Source organism: Methylorubrum sp. GM97 (assembly GCF_024347855.1).
GTDB classification, from domain to species: Bacteria; Pseudomonadota; Alphaproteobacteria; order Rhizobiales; family Beijerinckiaceae; genus Methylobacterium; species Methylobacterium extorquens.
The window spans coordinates 1221763-1235964 of record NZ_AP025942.1 but is presented as its reverse complement, the minus strand read 5'-3'; the positions used below and the strand labels follow the sequence as shown (position 1 = coordinate 1235964).

At 68.9% G+C, this 14202-nt stretch carries 10 protein-coding genes and 1 pseudogene; 9 read left to right on the top strand and 2 right to left on the bottom strand.

Annotation, left to right across the window (positions count from 1 at the left end; all coding sequences use genetic code 11):
• Positions 1–87 precede the first annotated feature (87 nt).
• Positions 88–1914 carry a translational GTPase TypA gene (gene typA, locus MSPGM_RS05805; RefSeq protein ID WP_003602604.1) on the bottom strand — a complete coding sequence of 609 codons (1827 nt, stop codon included), beginning with the start codon at positions 1912–1914 and terminating at the stop codon, positions 88–90.
• A 336-nt stretch (positions 1915–2250) separates the two neighbouring features.
• On the opposite strand from typA, the gene MSPGM_RS05800 reads away from it, so the two are divergent.
• The 9 genes and pseudogenes from MSPGM_RS05800 (at position 2251) to MSPGM_RS05760 (ending at position 13098) form a co-directional block, all read left to right on the top strand.
• Positions 2251–3519 carry a DUF2254 domain-containing protein gene (locus tag MSPGM_RS05800; RefSeq protein WP_003602606.1) on the top strand — a complete coding sequence of 423 codons (1269 nt, stop codon included), beginning with the start codon at positions 2251–2253 and terminating at the stop codon, positions 3517–3519.
• 126 nt (positions 3520–3645) lie between these two features.
• A pseudogene (gene minC, locus MSPGM_RS05795) lies at positions 3646–4373 on the top strand (septum site-determining protein MinC).
• A 263-nt stretch (positions 4374–4636) separates the two neighbouring features.
• The gene (locus MSPGM_RS05790) at positions 4637–5617 is read left to right on the top strand and encodes an ABC transporter substrate-binding protein (RefSeq protein WP_012752301.1); all 981 of its coding nucleotides are present in this window, start codon (positions 4637–4639) and stop codon (positions 5615–5617) included.
• Between the two features lie 12 nt (positions 5618–5629).
• Entirely contained in the window at positions 5630–6451 is an 822-nt protein-coding gene (locus tag MSPGM_RS05785) for an ABC transporter permease (RefSeq protein WP_003602620.1), read from the top strand.
• 8 nt (positions 6452–6459) lie between these two features.
• Positions 6460–7341, top strand: coding sequence for an ABC transporter ATP-binding protein (locus MSPGM_RS05780; RefSeq protein WP_003602621.1), 882 nt, complete (start codon positions 6460–6462; stop codon positions 7339–7341).
• Between the two features lie 382 nt (positions 7342–7723).
• Entirely contained in the window at positions 7724–9604 is a 1881-nt protein-coding gene (locus MSPGM_RS05775) for an ATP-binding protein (protein ID WP_012752299.1), read from the top strand.
• Entirely contained in the window at positions 9594–10949 is a 1356-nt protein-coding gene (locus MSPGM_RS05770) for a sigma-54-dependent transcriptional regulator (RefSeq protein ID WP_003600433.1), read from the top strand. The genes MSPGM_RS05775 and MSPGM_RS05770 overlap by 11 nt, the downstream gene beginning before the upstream one ends.
• Complete coding sequence (locus MSPGM_RS05765) at positions 10949–11806, top strand: 3-keto-5-aminohexanoate cleavage protein (RefSeq protein ID WP_012752298.1); 858 nt, start codon at positions 10949–10951, stop codon at positions 11804–11806. Before MSPGM_RS05770 ends, MSPGM_RS05765 begins: the two co-directional genes overlap by 1 nt.
• A gap of 374 nt (positions 11807–12180) precedes the next feature.
• Positions 12181–13098 carry a transporter gene (locus MSPGM_RS05760; protein ID WP_015950169.1) on the top strand — a complete coding sequence of 306 codons (918 nt, stop codon included), beginning with the start codon at positions 12181–12183 and terminating at the stop codon, positions 13096–13098.
• Between the two features lie 34 nt (positions 13099–13132).
• On the opposite strand, the gene MSPGM_RS05755 is transcribed toward MSPGM_RS05760, so the two are convergent.
• The gene (locus MSPGM_RS05755; RefSeq protein ID WP_003600429.1) at positions 13133–13792 is read right to left on the bottom strand and encodes an HdeD family acid-resistance protein; all 660 of its coding nucleotides are present in this window, start codon (positions 13790–13792) and stop codon (positions 13133–13135) included.
• Between the last annotated feature and the right edge of the window lie 410 nt (positions 13793–14202).

Sequence of the window (14202 nt, the reverse complement as noted above, 5' to 3'; positions counted from 1 at the left end):
CCCGTTCGTGAGGGACGCCGCATGAAAAAGGCCCCGATGCGTTCGCCGCATCGGGGCCTTTTCGTTTTGGAGGATGAAGCGGGGCTGTTAGCCCGTCAGCGCTTCCTTCGAGCGCTCGAAGCGCTTGCGCTCGTTCGGGTCGAGGTGGATCTTGCGCAGGCGGATCGACTTCGGCGTGACTTCCATCAGCTCGTCGTCCTGAATCCAGGCCAGCGACTTCTCCAGCGTCATCCGGATCGGCGGCGTCAGGCGCACGGCCTCGTCCTTCGAGGTGGTGCGGATGTTGGTGAGCTTCTTGCCCTTGAGCACGTTCACCTCGAGGTCGTTCTCGCGGTTGTGCTCGCCGACGATCATGCCCTGATAGACCTTGGCGCCGGGCTCGATCATCATCGGGCCGCGGTCTTCGAGGTTCCACATGGCGTAGGCCACGGCCTCACCCTTGTCGTTCGAGATCAGCACGCCGTTGCGGCGGCCGGCGATCTCGCCCTTGTAGGCCTCGTAGGCCTTGAACAGGCGGTTCATGATCGCGGTGCCGCGGGTGTCGGTCATCAGCTCGCCCTGGTAGCCGATGAGGCCGCGGGTCGGAGCGTGAAAGACGAGCCGGAGACGGTTGCCGCCCGAGGGCCGCATCTCGATCATCTCGGCCTTGCGCTCGGACATCTTCTGCACGACGACGCCCGAATACTCCTCGTCGACGTCGATCACGACCTCTTCGACCGGCTCCAGGATCTCGCCGGCCTCGTCCTTCTCCAACACGACGCGCGGACGCGACACGGCAATCTCAAAGCCCTCGCGGCGCATGGTCTCGATCAGGATCGAGAGTTGCAGCTCGCCGCGGCCGGAGACGTAGAACGAGTCCTTGTCGGCGGCTTCCTCGATCTTGAGCGTGACGTTGCCCTCGGCCTCCTTGAACAGGCGGTCGCGGATCATGCGGCTCGTGACCTTGTCGCCCTCGGTGCCGGCCAGCGGCGAATCGTTGACGATGAAGGACATGGTGACGGTCGGCGGGTCGATCGGCTGGGCCTGGATCGGCTCGTTGACGGCCGGATCGCAGAAGGTATCCGCCACGGTGCCCTTGAGCAGACCGGCGATGGAGACGATGTCGCCCGCCTCGCCGATATCGATCGGCGCGCGCTCCAGGCCGCGGAAGGCCAGGATCTTCGAGACGCGACCGGTCTCCACGACCTTGCCGTCGCGCGAGAGCACCTTGATCGACTGGTTCGGCTTCACCGTGCCCGAGGCGATGCGCCCGGTGATGATGCGGCCGAGGAAGGGGTTGGCTTCGAGCAGGGTGCCGAGCATCCGGAACGGACCGTCCTCGACGCGGGCCTGCGGCACGTGCTTGAGCACGAGATCGAACAGCGGCGCGAGGCCGACATCCGGCGAGGCGTCCGGCGAATCGGCCATCCAGCCGTTGCGGCCCGAACCGTAGAGGATCGGGAAGTCGAGCTGCTCGTCGGTGGCGTCGAGCGCCGCGAACAGGTCGAACACCTCGTTCACGACCTCGTTGATGCGCGCATCCGGACGATCGACCTTGTTGATGGCCACGATCGGGCGAAGGCCGATCTTGAGCGCCTTGCCGACCACGAACTTGGTCTGCGGCATCGGGCCCTCGGCGGCGTCGACCAGCACGATCACGCCGTCGACCATCGAGAGGATACGCTCGACCTCACCGCCGAAATCGGCGTGGCCGGGGGTGTCGACGATGTTGACGCGGGTATCCTGCCAGACGACCGAGGTCGCCTTGGCCAGGATCGTGATGCCACGCTCCTTCTCGAGGTCGTTGGAGTCCATCGCCCGCTCCTCGACCCGCTGGTTTTCGCGGAAGGTGCCAGACTGCTGAAGCAGCTTGTCGACCAGCGTCGTCTTGCCATGGTCGACGTGGGCGATGATGGCGATGTTGCGCAGCTTCATCGGAGATCTCGAGCCGTTCGGAAACTTGGAGCCCGGCCATAAAGCGCCGTGTCGCGGGCCGTGTTTCGACGGTCGTGACGCCAGGGTACGGATTCGGGCGGTATCGCGTCGCAATATAAGGTGTCGCCCGATCCGGCAAGTGCGCGCGGCGCCGGGCGGTCGCGGGAGCCATGCCTTCACTCCGTGGCAAGGCCGACCGAGGCATGACGCGTGTTCGATCGTGCCTTGATGTCGGACCTCTGTGGGCGTGGTCGGCCTGGATGACGGCGTGCCGGCGTTTCCACCCCGGTAGGCCTTGCGGGACGGTGATCGAAGATGCCGCGTTGGCGATGGTTGATGGCGCAGGTCGTGCGGCGCCTCTGGGTGCGCGCCACGCTGATCGGCGCGGCGGGGGTGCTGGCGGCGCTGCTGGCGGCGGTGGCCGAGCGCTATCTGCCCTGGACGGTGCCGGGCGCGATCAGCACCGATGCGCTCGACAGCATCCTGACCGTCATCGCCTCCAGCATGCTGTCCGTCACCACCTTCTCGCTGAACGTCATGGTGTCGTCCTACGGCTCGGCCACGAGCAACGTCACGCCCCGTGCGACCAAGCTCCTCATCGAGGACCGGGTGACTCAGACCGTCCTCTCGACCTTTCTGGGGTCCTTCCTCTTCGGCATCGTCGGCCTCGTCGTCTCGAAGACTGGGGCCTACGGCGAGAGCGGGCGCACCATCCTCTTCGTCGTCACCATCGCGGTGATCGTTCTGATCGTCGTCGCGCTGCTGCGCTGGATCGATCATCTGACGCGCCTCGGCCGCGTGGGGGAGACGACCGACCGGGTCGAGACGGCGGCGCGCACCGCGATCGAAGCGCGGCTGCGCGACCCCTATCTCGGGGGCAGGCCGCTGCGCGATTCCGACCGTCGGATTCCGGCGGGCGCCGCGGCGGTGACGGTGGATGCGATCGGCTACGTTCAGCACATCGACATGGCGGCCCTGTCCAAGATCGGCGAGGCGCACGACATCGAGATCTTCGTCGCGGCGACGCCCGGACGGTTCGTCCACCCGGAGACGCCGGTGGCCTGGATCGGCCGGCCGAAGGCCGGGGAGGACCGGGACACGCTGCGCCGGACCGTCGGCGAGGCGTTCTTGGTCGGGAACGAGCGTGCCTTCGACCAGGACCCGCGTTTCGGCCTCGCGGTGATGAGCGAGATCGGTTCGCGCGCCCTGTCGCCCGCGACCAATGATCCCGGCACCGCGATCGACGTGATCGGCCGCTCGACCCGCCTCGTCAGCCTCTGGGTGCGCGGCACGACCGCTCCGGACGAGGGCCAGCCGAAACATCCGCGCATCCATGTCCCGCCGCTCGACACCGCCGACATGTTCGAGGACGCCTTCATGCTGATGGCCCGCGACGGCGCGGGGCTGATCGAGGTCCAACTGCGCATCCAGAAGGCGCTGCTGGCCCTGAGCCGCATCGGTGGGGAGGCATCCCGGGCTGCCGCGCTGCATCAGTCGCGCATGGCCCTGGAACGCGCCGAGCTCGCGCTCACGCTCGAGGCCGACAAGATCCGGCTGCGCATGGCGGCCGGCGCCGTCGAGGCCGCCGATGCGAGCCCGGCCTGAGGGCGGCGCTCGCCCCGGCCTGGCGCCGTCGAGGCGTTTGCTGTTGAGGACGCCGCACCCCCGCGCGGCGCGGCGCGCGATCTGCCATAAGCTGTCGGGCATGATCCACACGCTGCGACGTTGCCCGTGACCGACCGTCCCCCGATCCGCTTCCGCGGCCGCTCCTTCCTGGCGATGGTGCTGGCCCCCGTGCCGCCGATCGATCAGTGGCTCGCCGAACTCGACGCGCTCAAGCGGCGCGCGCCCGCCTTCTTCTCGGTGCGGGCGATCATCCTCGACGTGACCGGGCTGCGCTTCGAGCGCTCGGACCTCGCCCATCTCTGCGAGGAATTGAACCAGCGCTCCATCACCATCCTCGGCATCGAGGGGATCGGGCCGACCTCGCTCGGGCCCGGCTTCCCGCCGCCGCTGGTGGGGGGCAAGCCGGTCGAGGACATCGCCCCCCCGAACCCGGCGCCGCCGAGGCGCCTACGGCGGACCACCCGTCCGCCCCGGCTTTGGTGGCGTCCGCGGCTCCGACCCGGACACGCTCCTTCGTGCTCGACGCGCCGGTGCGCTCGGGGCAGGTGATCCAGCATCTCGACGGCGACGTGACCGTGATGGGTTCGGTCGCCTCGGGGGCGGAGGTGATCGCGGGGGGCTCGATCCACATCTACGGCGCCCTGCGCGGCCGGGCGATCGCGGGGGCGGTGGGTGATCCGGGCGCCCGCATCCTCACCCGTAAGTTCGAGCCGGAACTCGTCGCCATCGACGGTCTTTACAAGACCGCCGACGATCTCGGCGGCGCCCGCTGGGGCCAGTCGGTCCAGGCGCGGCTGGAAGGCGACGCCATCGTCCTCGTGCCGCTCGACTGACGCCCCGTTTTCGGCACGCGCCCGCCGGCTGCGGCCGTCCATCACAAAGGCGTGCGGATGGCGGGCATCCGCCGCCTCGACGGCCTAGGTGGCGGAAATCCGCCGCCCGTCGTTCGGTCGTGATCGGGGAGATCCCAAGGAAGCCTTTTTCGAACAAGGGATTACACGAAGGTTAGCGCTTTCTGCATGGCTGGCATGCACTCTGCAAAGAGGACCGGACCATTCGCACCGGCCGCAGAGCCGGGCCATCCGGGAGAAGCCCCTTGCTCGAACGCCTCCGTCTCACGCGTCGCGGCCTTGCCATGCTCGCCGCCGCGACCGCCGCATCGCTCGCCCCGCTTCCGCTCTCCGCCCAGGAAGTGGTGCGCGTCGGCAACCTCAAGCTCGCCCACTTCGCCGGCGTCTCCTACGTCAAGGAGATCGCCAAGACCTGCGGCCTGACCGTCGATCTCAAGATCTTCGCCAAGGGGCCCGACATCATGCAGGCGATGCTCGCCGGCGAACTCGATGTCGGCGCCACCGCCTCGGAAGCCGCGATCTCGGCCCGCGGCAACGGCGCACAAGTCTTCATCGTTGGCGGCTTCGCCAAGGGCGGCGCCCGCCTGCTGGCGACGCCGGAATCCGGCATCAAGTCGGCGGCCGATCTCAAGGGGAAGAAGGTCGGCGTCACCCGCGGCTCGATCCAGGAGGTGCTGCTCGGCGCCGAGATGGCCAAGCACGGCCTCAAGGCGCGTGACGTCAACCTGATCTATCTCGGCTATCCGGATCTCAACCAGGCGCTGCTGCAGAAGCAGGTCGATGCGATCATGCAGACCGAGCCGCAATCGGCCCAGGCCATCGCCCGCGGCTTCGGCGTCGAGGTGATCAAGCCCTACGACACTCCGGTCGGCTCGCCGATCCGCACGCTGGTGATGACGGAGAAGTTCTACGGCGAGAAGAAGCCGGTCGCAGCCAAGTTCATGGAGTGCTTCGTGAAGGCGCAAAAGACCTTCATGGACGATCCGAAGGCCGCCGAGACCTTCGTCACGCAGGACGTGTTCAAGGGTCAGGTCACCGCGGCGGAGTTCCAGGAGGCGCTCGCCAACTCGCCCTACACCCTGGAGATGAGCGCCGACCACATCCAGCGGACCACCGACGTCATGGCCGAGCACGGCATCGGCAAGATGTCGAAGCCCGCCAAGGCGGTCGACTGGGTGAAGCTCGACCTGCTGGAGGCCGCCAAAGCCTCCGCCGGCACGAACTGAGGAGGGCTTCCCGTGAACGCCTTACGTCTCAAACCCCTGGCCGAGGGGATGGCGGTTCCCGTCGCCATCCTCGTGATCTGGCAGCTCGCCTGCACGGCCGGGCTCGTCAACCCGATGGTGCTGCCCTCGCCCGCCGCGGTGGCGGTGCGTTGGTGGGCCTATCTCGCGCCGCTCGAAGCCTATGATCCCGAGCACGGGTCGTGGTTTGCGTGGCTCTTCTCCGGCGAGATGCTGCACGACGCGATGGCCTCGCTCTACCGCGTCGTCGTCGGCTTCGCCGTCGGCGCAGGGCTTGCCCTGCCGCTCGGCCTGTTCATGGGCTCCAGCGACCTGATCTACCGCCACATCAATCCGTTGATGCAGGTGCTGCGGCCAATCCCGCCGATCGCCTACATTCCGCTCTCGATCCTGTGGTTCGGCCTCGGCAACGCGCCCGCCGTGTTCCTGATCGCCATCGGCGCCTTCTTCCCCGTGCTGATGAACACCATCGCGGGCGTGCGGCATGTGGACGGGATCTATATCCGCGCCGCCCGCAGCCTCGGCGCCAGCCGGATGACGATCTTCCGGCGGGTCATCCTGCCGGCCGCCACCCCTTACATCCTGTCGGGGGCGCGGATCGGCATCGGCACCGCCTTCATCGTGGTGATCGTGGCCGAGATGATCGCGGTCAATAACGGCCTCGGCTTCCGCATCTTGGAGGCGCGCGAATATTTCTGGTCCGACAAGATCATCGCCGGAATGCTGACCATCGGCGCGCTCGGCCTCGTCATCGACATGGCGGTGAGCCGCCTGAACAATCACCTGCTCCGCTGGCATCGCGGCCTGGAATCGTGAGGTCTCCCATGTCCGCGCAACTGCATCCTATCGAATCCGTCACTCAGGACGCCGTCCCGGTCGCACCTCCGGTGACCTCCGCCGCCCCATCCCAGGCCTCGCCGCACATCGTGGTCTCGGGCGTGGACAAGATCTTCCCCGTCCCCGGCGGCGAGGTCGTCGCCCTCAAGGACATCGATTTCACCATCAACCGCGGTGAGTTCGTCTGCCTGCTCGGTCCGTCCGGCTGCGGGAAGTCGACGCTGCTCAACGCCATCGCCGGCTTCTCGCACCCGACCCGCGGCGGCATCGACGTCGAGGGCCGCACGGTCGCCGCGCCCGGTCCCGACCGGGGCATGGTGTTCCAGGAATACGCCCTGTTCCCCTGGATGACGGTGGCGCAGAACATCGCCTTCGGTCTGGAGATCAAGGGCATGTCCCGCGGCGCGATCCAGGCGCGGGTGGCCGAACTCCTCGACATGCTCAAGCTCGCCGAGTTCCGCGACCGCTTCCCCAAGGACCTGTCCGGCGGCATGCGCCAGCGCGTGGCGATCGCCCGCGTGCTGGCGCTGGACAGCCCGGTGATGCTCATGGACGAGCCGTTCGGCGCACTCGACGCCTTGACCCGCCGCTCGCTGCAAGACGAGCTGCTGCGGATCTGGGCGGCGACGGGCAAGACCATCGTGTTCGTCACGCACTCGATCGAAGAATCGATCTATCTCGCCGACCGCATCGTCGTGCTGACCTACCGTCCCGGCACGATCAAGCGCGACCTGCGGGTCGAGCTGCCGCGCCCGCGCGACAGCGCCTCGGCCGCCTTCAACGCCCTGAAGCGCGACCTCTCCGCCCTCGTCACCGCCGAGCAGCACCGGTTCGAGCAGGTGGAGTTGAAGGGGCTGACGACGGATTGAGGATCGCCGCCACGGCTTTCTTCGGCCCGCGGCGCTCCCATGCTAGGTTCTCATATCGTTTCCGGATCATCACTTCGGAGATCGCGGATCCCCTCTCCCCGCCGCGCGGGAGAGGGCTCGGCCGACCCTGTCGTCGGCTGAGCGAGCCGGTAGGCGAGGGTGAGGGGGCTTCGACGGATGAGCCCCTTCCGTACAAGCCCCTCACCACCGCTCCGGCTCTCGCCTCCGCTTCCCGCAGGCACGGCAGGGTGCCTGCGGGCCTCTCCCCGCACAGCAGGGAGAGGGGGGAGCTGCGGCGCCCGTCCGATCAACCGGACATCGCATCTGATCGCTCACCGGATACGATGGCGGTGACGAAAGCCTCCTCCGGACCATGAGAGTGATGCCCATCCCCCGCGCCACTGCCGCGCGTGTCCTCATCCTCGCCGCCCTCGCGGTCGCGGCCGTCTTCGCCGTGCTCAAGGCGGGGGAGGTGACGGAGGCCCGCGTGGCGGAAAGCCTCGCGGGTGACGCGCGCCAGCGGGCGGAGATCTACGCCCAGAGCCTGGAGGGCGCCATCGAGCGGTTCGGGTTTCTGCCGGCCGCCGCCGCCCTCGATCCGCGGGTGCAATCGTTGCTCGCCGCCCCCGACGATCCGGCGCAGGTCGCCACCGTCAACGCCTATCTCCAACGGCTGAGCCGCGAGGCGGGGGCGGGTGTCGTCTACCTGCTGATCCCGTCCGGCCTGACCATCGCCGCCTCGAACTGGGATACGCCCCAGACCTATGTCGGCCAGGACTTCTCCTATCGTCCCTACTTCACGGAAGCGCGCGGCGGGCGCACCGGACGTTTCTACGCGATCGGGACGCTGACCGGCGTGCCCGGCTATTTCATCAGCGCCCCCGTCGTCATCGACGGCACGGTGCGCGGCGTGGTCGCGACCAAGGTCAGCCTCGACCCGCTGGAGACGATCTGGCGCGAAGGCACTGACCGCGTGCTGGTGGCCGACGAGAACGGCATCGTCTTCCTCGCCTCCGATCCGGCTCTCAAGTTCCGGGCGACGAAGCCGCTCGACGCCGCCGCCCGCGCCGGCATGGAGCGGACGCGCCAGTACGGGCGCGACGATTATGCCCCGATCGATCTCGGCCGGACGGAGACCGTCGGCGGCGTGCCCCTGGTCAGCCGGTCGGAGGCCGCGCCGCAGACCCCCGCGCTGTTCGAGGAGGCCAGCCTGCCGGCCTATGGCTGGACGCTGCTGCTCTTCGCCGACGCCGCGCCGGTGGCCATCGCCGGGCGCAGCGCCCGGGTCGGCGCGATCCTGGCGCTGGTCGTGCTCGGCCTGATCGGCCTCTACGGGCGCCAGCACCTGCGGCGGGTGCGCGAGAACCGCGCGGCGCAGCGGGCGCTGGAGGCTGCGGTCGCGGCCCGGACCGCCGATCTCAGCGCGGCCAACCTCAAGCTCGCGGGTGAGATCGAGGAGCGGACCCGCGCCGAGGGCGACCTGCGCGAGGCGCAAGGGGAGCTGGTCCAGGCGGCGAAGATGGCGACCCTCGGCCAGATGGCGGCAGGCATCACCCACGAACTCAACCAGCCGCTCGCCGCCATGCGGGGCTTGGCCGACAACGCCTCCGCCTTCCTGCGCCAGGGCCGGGAGGCGGAGGCCGCCGCCAACCTGACCCGGATCGTCTCCCTGGTGGACCGGCTCGGCAAGATCACCGGACAGTTGCGCAGCTTCTCCCGACGCTCGGGGACGGAGCGGGTCGCGGTCGATGTCGGCGTGGCGGTCTCGGAAAGCCTCGCCATCCTGTCCTCCCGCATCCGCGACGCGGGGGCACGGGTGACGACCGATCTCGACCCAGCGGCGCGATGGGTGGTGTTCGAGCCGATCCGCCTGTCGCAGGTGCTGGTCAACCTCGTCGGCAACGCCCTCGATGCCGTGAAGGGGCGCCCCGGTGCGGAGGTCGCGGTGCGCGCCTGGGCCGGGGAGGGGCAGGTCGTGCTGAGCGTCGAGGATAACGGGCCGGGCCTCGACGCGGCGGCGCTGGCGCGCCTCTTCGAGCCGTTCTTCACCACCAAGCCGGCAGGGGAGGGGCTCGGCCTCGGCCTGCCGATCTCGCTCGCCATCGCCCGCGAATTCGGGGCGAACCTCCAGCCCCGGCCGATGCCCGGCGGCGGTCTCGCCTTCGACCTCGTGATGGAGGTGGCCAAGGAAGCGATCAAGCAGGACGCAATCAAGGAGGCCGCGGACATGCCCCCGCCGGAGAGGATGCGCCATGTTTCCTGAGGCCGAGCCAGCCGCGGCGCGGGTCGTGCTGATCGACGACGAGGAGATGGTTCGGCTCGCCATGGAGCAGGCGCTGCAGCTCGCCGGCATCGCGGTCGAGGCTTTTTCCAGCGCCGAGGCGGCGCTGCCGGCCATCGGGCGCGGCTTTTCCGGCATCGTCGTGAGCGACGTGCGTCTTCCGGGCCGCGACGGGCTCGAACTCCTCGCCGACATCCGCCGCCGCGACCCCGAATTGCCGGTGGTGCTCGTCACCGGCCACGGCGACATCGCCATGGCGGTCGCCGCCATGCGTGAGGGCGCCTACCACTTCATCGAGAAGCCGTTCGTCAACGATGCCTTCGTCGAGGTGGTCCGCCGCGCCCTGGAGAAGCGGGCGCTGGTGATGGAGAATCGCCGCCTGCGCGATGCCCTCGATCGCGGCGACGCGCCGGGCAGTGCGGTGGAGCGTTGCCTCGTCGGCCAGTCGCCGGCCCTGCGGCGGCTGCGCGACGACATCGCCTCGCTCAGTTCGGCCGCCGCCGACGTGCTGGTGCTCGGCGAGACCGGGGCGGGCAAGGAGCAGGTCGCTCGCGCCCTGCACGAGGGCGGCGCGCGCGCGGCGAAACCCTTCGTGGCGATCAATTGCGGCGCCATCCCCGAGAGCATGTTCGAGAGCGAGATGTTCGGCCACGAGGCCGGCGCCTTCACCGGGGCGGGCAAGCGCCGCATCGGCAAGGTCGAGCACGCGAGCGGCGGCACGCTGTTCCTCGACGAGGTCGAGAGCATGCCGCTGGCGCTCCAAGTGAAGCTGCTGCGCGTGCTGCAGGAGCGGCGCGTGGAACGGCTCGGCTCCAATACCAGCGTGCCGGTGGATCTGCGGGTGGTGGCGGCCACGAAGGAGGATCTCGACGCGCTCTCAGAGGCGGGCCGCTTCCGCCGCGACCTGTTCTTCCGCCTCAACGTGGTGACGCTGACCCTGCCCCCCTTGCGCGAGCGTCGCGAGGACATCCCGCTCCTGTTCGAGCGCTTTCTCGTCCAGGCGGCGGTGAAGTACCAGCGCCCGGTGATCGAGGTGCCGCCGTCCTTGCGCCGCTCGCTGATGCTCGCCGACTGGCCGGGCAACGTGCGCGAACTCAAGAACGCCGCCGAGCGCTACGTCCTCGGCTTCCTCAGCCCGGACCTCGCCGGCGGCCCCGGCGCGGCGCCGAGCCTCGACGCCCTGCTCGATCGGGTGGAGCGACTCGTGATCGAGGACGCGCTCAAGGCCTCCGGCCAGCGCATCGCCGAGGCCGCGCGGACGCTCGGCCTGCCGCGCAAGACGCTCTCCGACCGCATGCGGCGTCTCGGCTTGAGCGCGGGCGACTGATGTCCTTCGAATACGAGAACGAGCCCATGACGCACGACACCGGCTGGCCGCCGCTCATCCTCGCCAACGCCCCCAACGGCGCCACCCGCAGCAAGGCCGACCATCCGGCCCTGCCGATCACGGAAAGCGAGATCGCCCGCACCGCTGCCGAGATCGCGGAAGCGGGTGCCGCCCTGATCCACGTCCATGTCCGCGACGCGCAAGGCCGCCACCTCCTCGACGCGCAGGCCTATCGCGCGGTCACCGCCGCGATCCGCGCCGAGGTCGGGGATCGCCTCGTCGTCCAGATCACCTCGGAGGCTGCCGGGCGCTACGAAGCCCCGGAGCAGATGGCGGTGGTGCGCGCGACCCGCCCCGAGGCGGTGTCGCTGGCTTTGCGCGAGATCGTGCCCGATGCCGGGGCCGAGACGGCGGCGGCCGCGTTCTTCACCTGGGCGCGGCGCGAGCGCGTCCTCCTCCAGATCATTCTCTACGAACCGGCCGAGGTCGCCCGCTACGCCGATCTCAAAAGCCGCGGCGTGCTCGGCGAGGGCGGGGATTTCCCGCTCTTCGTGCTGGGCCGCTACACGCCCGGACAGGTCTCGCGACCTGCCGACCTGCTGCCCTTCCTCGCCGCTTCGGGGAAGGGGGTGCCGCTCTGGTCGATCTGCGCCTTCGGCCCGCGAGAGAATGCCTGCGCCCTCGTCGCGGCGGGCCTCGGCGGGCATGTGCGCGTCGGCTTCGAGAACAGCCTGCTCGCGCCCGACGGCCACCCGGCCGAGAGCAATGCCGCCCAGATCCGCCGCGCTGCGGAGGGTACCCGCCTGCTCGGGCGCCCGCTGGCCGATGCCGACACCGCGCGGGCGCTGATGGCCTGACCCGCACCGGGCCTCTCCGGAGGCCCGATCCGGCGCTGACGCCGGGCCGGTTCGCATCGGCGACATTTTGCGGCCCGGTTCGTGAGGCTGTGCTTGATACCGGGCCGGCATCTACTTCGGCGGTGGCGCTCCCAACCGGCTTCAAATGTGGATTTGTGCGGAGACGATTTTTAATCCCTCTTTTTTTGATGGCATGCAGATATTTTTAGTCTGTTGTTTTTGAATTAAACTTGTAACAAGTCTCGATGTTTATCAATTGATCAGCTGAAGCTCGGCTTCTCCCCCCTGGGTCGGCCCTCCATGAAGGTGGCTCAACGAGCAAAGCGTGCCGAGTCGAGGACGGCGGTTCAGGCGCGAGTTCCGGGGGAATCGACTTGAAATTCGGACAGAAAGTGCGCCGCGCCGCACAGGTCGTCACGTCTGTTTGCGTAGCGGGCGCATGCCTGGCTGGGGCGTCTTCCTCGGCCCTGGCCCGCTCCGCCGCCTTGCCCGGCATCACCGTCGGCCTTCCGACGGGCTGGCAGGTTCCGGAGGGCGTCCAGATGGCCCTCACGACGAGCTTCGCCGAGCGCAGCACGCAGCCGCGGGACAACCAGGGCAACAACAACCTCGTCGTCTTCCTCTGGGCGACGCCCTGGAAGGTGCTGGGCGGACAGTTGCGGTTTCTTCAGTCGTTTCCGTTCAACGCGGCCAGCCCGCAAGGCGGTCCGTGGCAGGCAGGCCTCTATCAACCGCTGACGACCGCCCAGATCGCCTGGAAGATCAACGACAACCTCGGCGTCAGCTACTTCCTCGGTGGCTTCTGGCCCAGCGACACGCTCCTGGCACTCCGGTCGGCCTCGATCGCGCAGCGCTTCGCGATCAGCTATGTCGGCGATGGCTGGAACGTGACGGCCAACCTCCATTACGGCACGATGCTGGCAGAGAATTCGCCGACCAACGTGCACTATTCCGACTACCTCAACCTCGACCTGACCGCGACCAAGCGGTTCGGCAAATGGTCGTTCGGCGCCGTCGCCTTCGGCTCGACCGACCTGCCGACGAACCGGCGGGGCTACCGGCCCGGCGGGCAGGTCGCCATGGGCCCGCTCGTCGCCTACGCGTTCGACAAGTTCACGGTCCAATCCTTCGTCACCCGCGACATCGCCCAGCGTAACCTCGGCGGCGAGGAGACGCGCGCCTGGCTGCGCTTCCTCGTGCCGCTCTGGCGGCCGGATAAGGGGGAACAGGTTCCGAACCGCGTCCTCGTTCGGCGCAACAGCGCCGCGGGGCCGGCGATTGCCGGCCAGTGACGATCCGGCCCGCCTCAGGCGGGCCGGACACCATTCAGCTTGAGGTTCTGGCGTGGCCGCTTTCCGAGAGCGGCCGCGCCGGCGCCGTGTGATGGGAGCGCAGGCGGAAGCCGAGGATCAGCAGCATCACGCCGAAGGCCACCGCGTAGGCGCCGAGCCACCACGTCAGCACCAAAGCCGACATGCCGGGATTGATCAGGAGCGCGATCCCGAACAGCACCGAGACGGCGCCGCCGAGGCCGAGCCACCAGCGCCCGTAATGCGGATGGAGGCGGAAGGCCGCCGCGATCATCAGCCCGCCCGAGAGCAGTGCCCAGGCGGCCACGAGAAGCACGAAGGCCCAGACGGCGGCGGCCGGCACCAGAAACGCCGCGACGCCGACCACGATGTCGAGCAGACCCTCGAGCAGCAGGAAGCCCCAGCGTTCGTGTTGCCGTGCCGCTCGCACCGCCGCGGCGATGCCGAAGAAGCCGTCGACCAGCATGTAGGCCGCGAAGAACAGCACCAGCGAGAGCACGAAGGCCCCCGGCGCCACGAAGGCGATCGCTCCGAACAGGATGGCCAGCGCCCCGCGCAGGGCCACGAGCCACCAGTTACGGGCCAGGACGGCGCTCATCGCGTCGAGGCGGTCCGATCCGGTCGGCGGCAAGCCGGGCGGATGGGTTGCACCGGATGTCTCGGACGTTCCAGCCATCTCACGCTCCTCCGGCAAGGTTGGGCACAGTCGGGCAAGGTCGGCGATGGCGGCGCAGCGGCCGGATCGGGCCGGGCACACGCGTCCCATCGGTTGTGCAACGCAACTTAGAGCTGCCTGTTCCCCGCTTCGTGATAGAGGGACGGAGCATGAAGCCAATTCGCAAGTGTCCGTACTCAGGGCCATCGGATCGTTTGCGGCCGATGTGCGTATCCGAGCCGCTTCGGTGGAGGCGATAGCGGCGATCTTGCCGCTCGAGCCGCCGCTTGGTCGATCCTGAATTCGCGGGCCCCGGCATCAAGATTGGATGCGGGAAGCGACATCTGCGGGTGTCTCGGATTCTGCGCCAGGAACCTTTCATGGCGTTTCCAGTGATCCCTTGCGCAATCGAAGGGGCTGCCGTGTCTCGG

What these genes read in the sequence shown, in the direction of transcription:
- MSPGM_RS05780 (WP_003602621.1), top strand. Translation starts at nt 6,460, where the DNA reads ATGTCCGCGCAACTGCATCCTATCGAATCCGTCACTCAGGACGCCGTC.
- MSPGM_RS05775 (WP_012752299.1), top strand. Translation starts at nt 7,724, where the DNA reads ATGCCCATCCCCCGCGCCACTGCCGCGCGTGTCCTCATCCTCGCCGCC.
- MSPGM_RS05765 (WP_012752298.1), top strand. Translation starts at nt 10,949, where the DNA reads ATGTCCTTCGAATACGAGAACGAGCCCATGACGCACGACACCGGCTGG.
- typA (WP_003602604.1), bottom strand. Translation starts at nt 1,914, where the DNA reads ATGAAGCTGCGCAACATCGCCATCATCGCCCACGTCGACCATGGCAAG.
- MSPGM_RS05800 (WP_003602606.1), top strand. Translation starts at nt 2,251, where the DNA reads ATGGCGCAGGTCGTGCGGCGCCTCTGGGTGCGCGCCACGCTGATCGGC.
- MSPGM_RS05770 (WP_003600433.1), top strand. Translation starts at nt 9,594, where the DNA reads ATGTTTCCTGAGGCCGAGCCAGCCGCGGCGCGGGTCGTGCTGATCGAC.
- MSPGM_RS05755 (WP_003600429.1), bottom strand. Translation starts at nt 13,792, where the DNA reads ATGGCTGGAACGTCCGAGACATCCGGTGCAACCCATCCGCCCGGCTTG.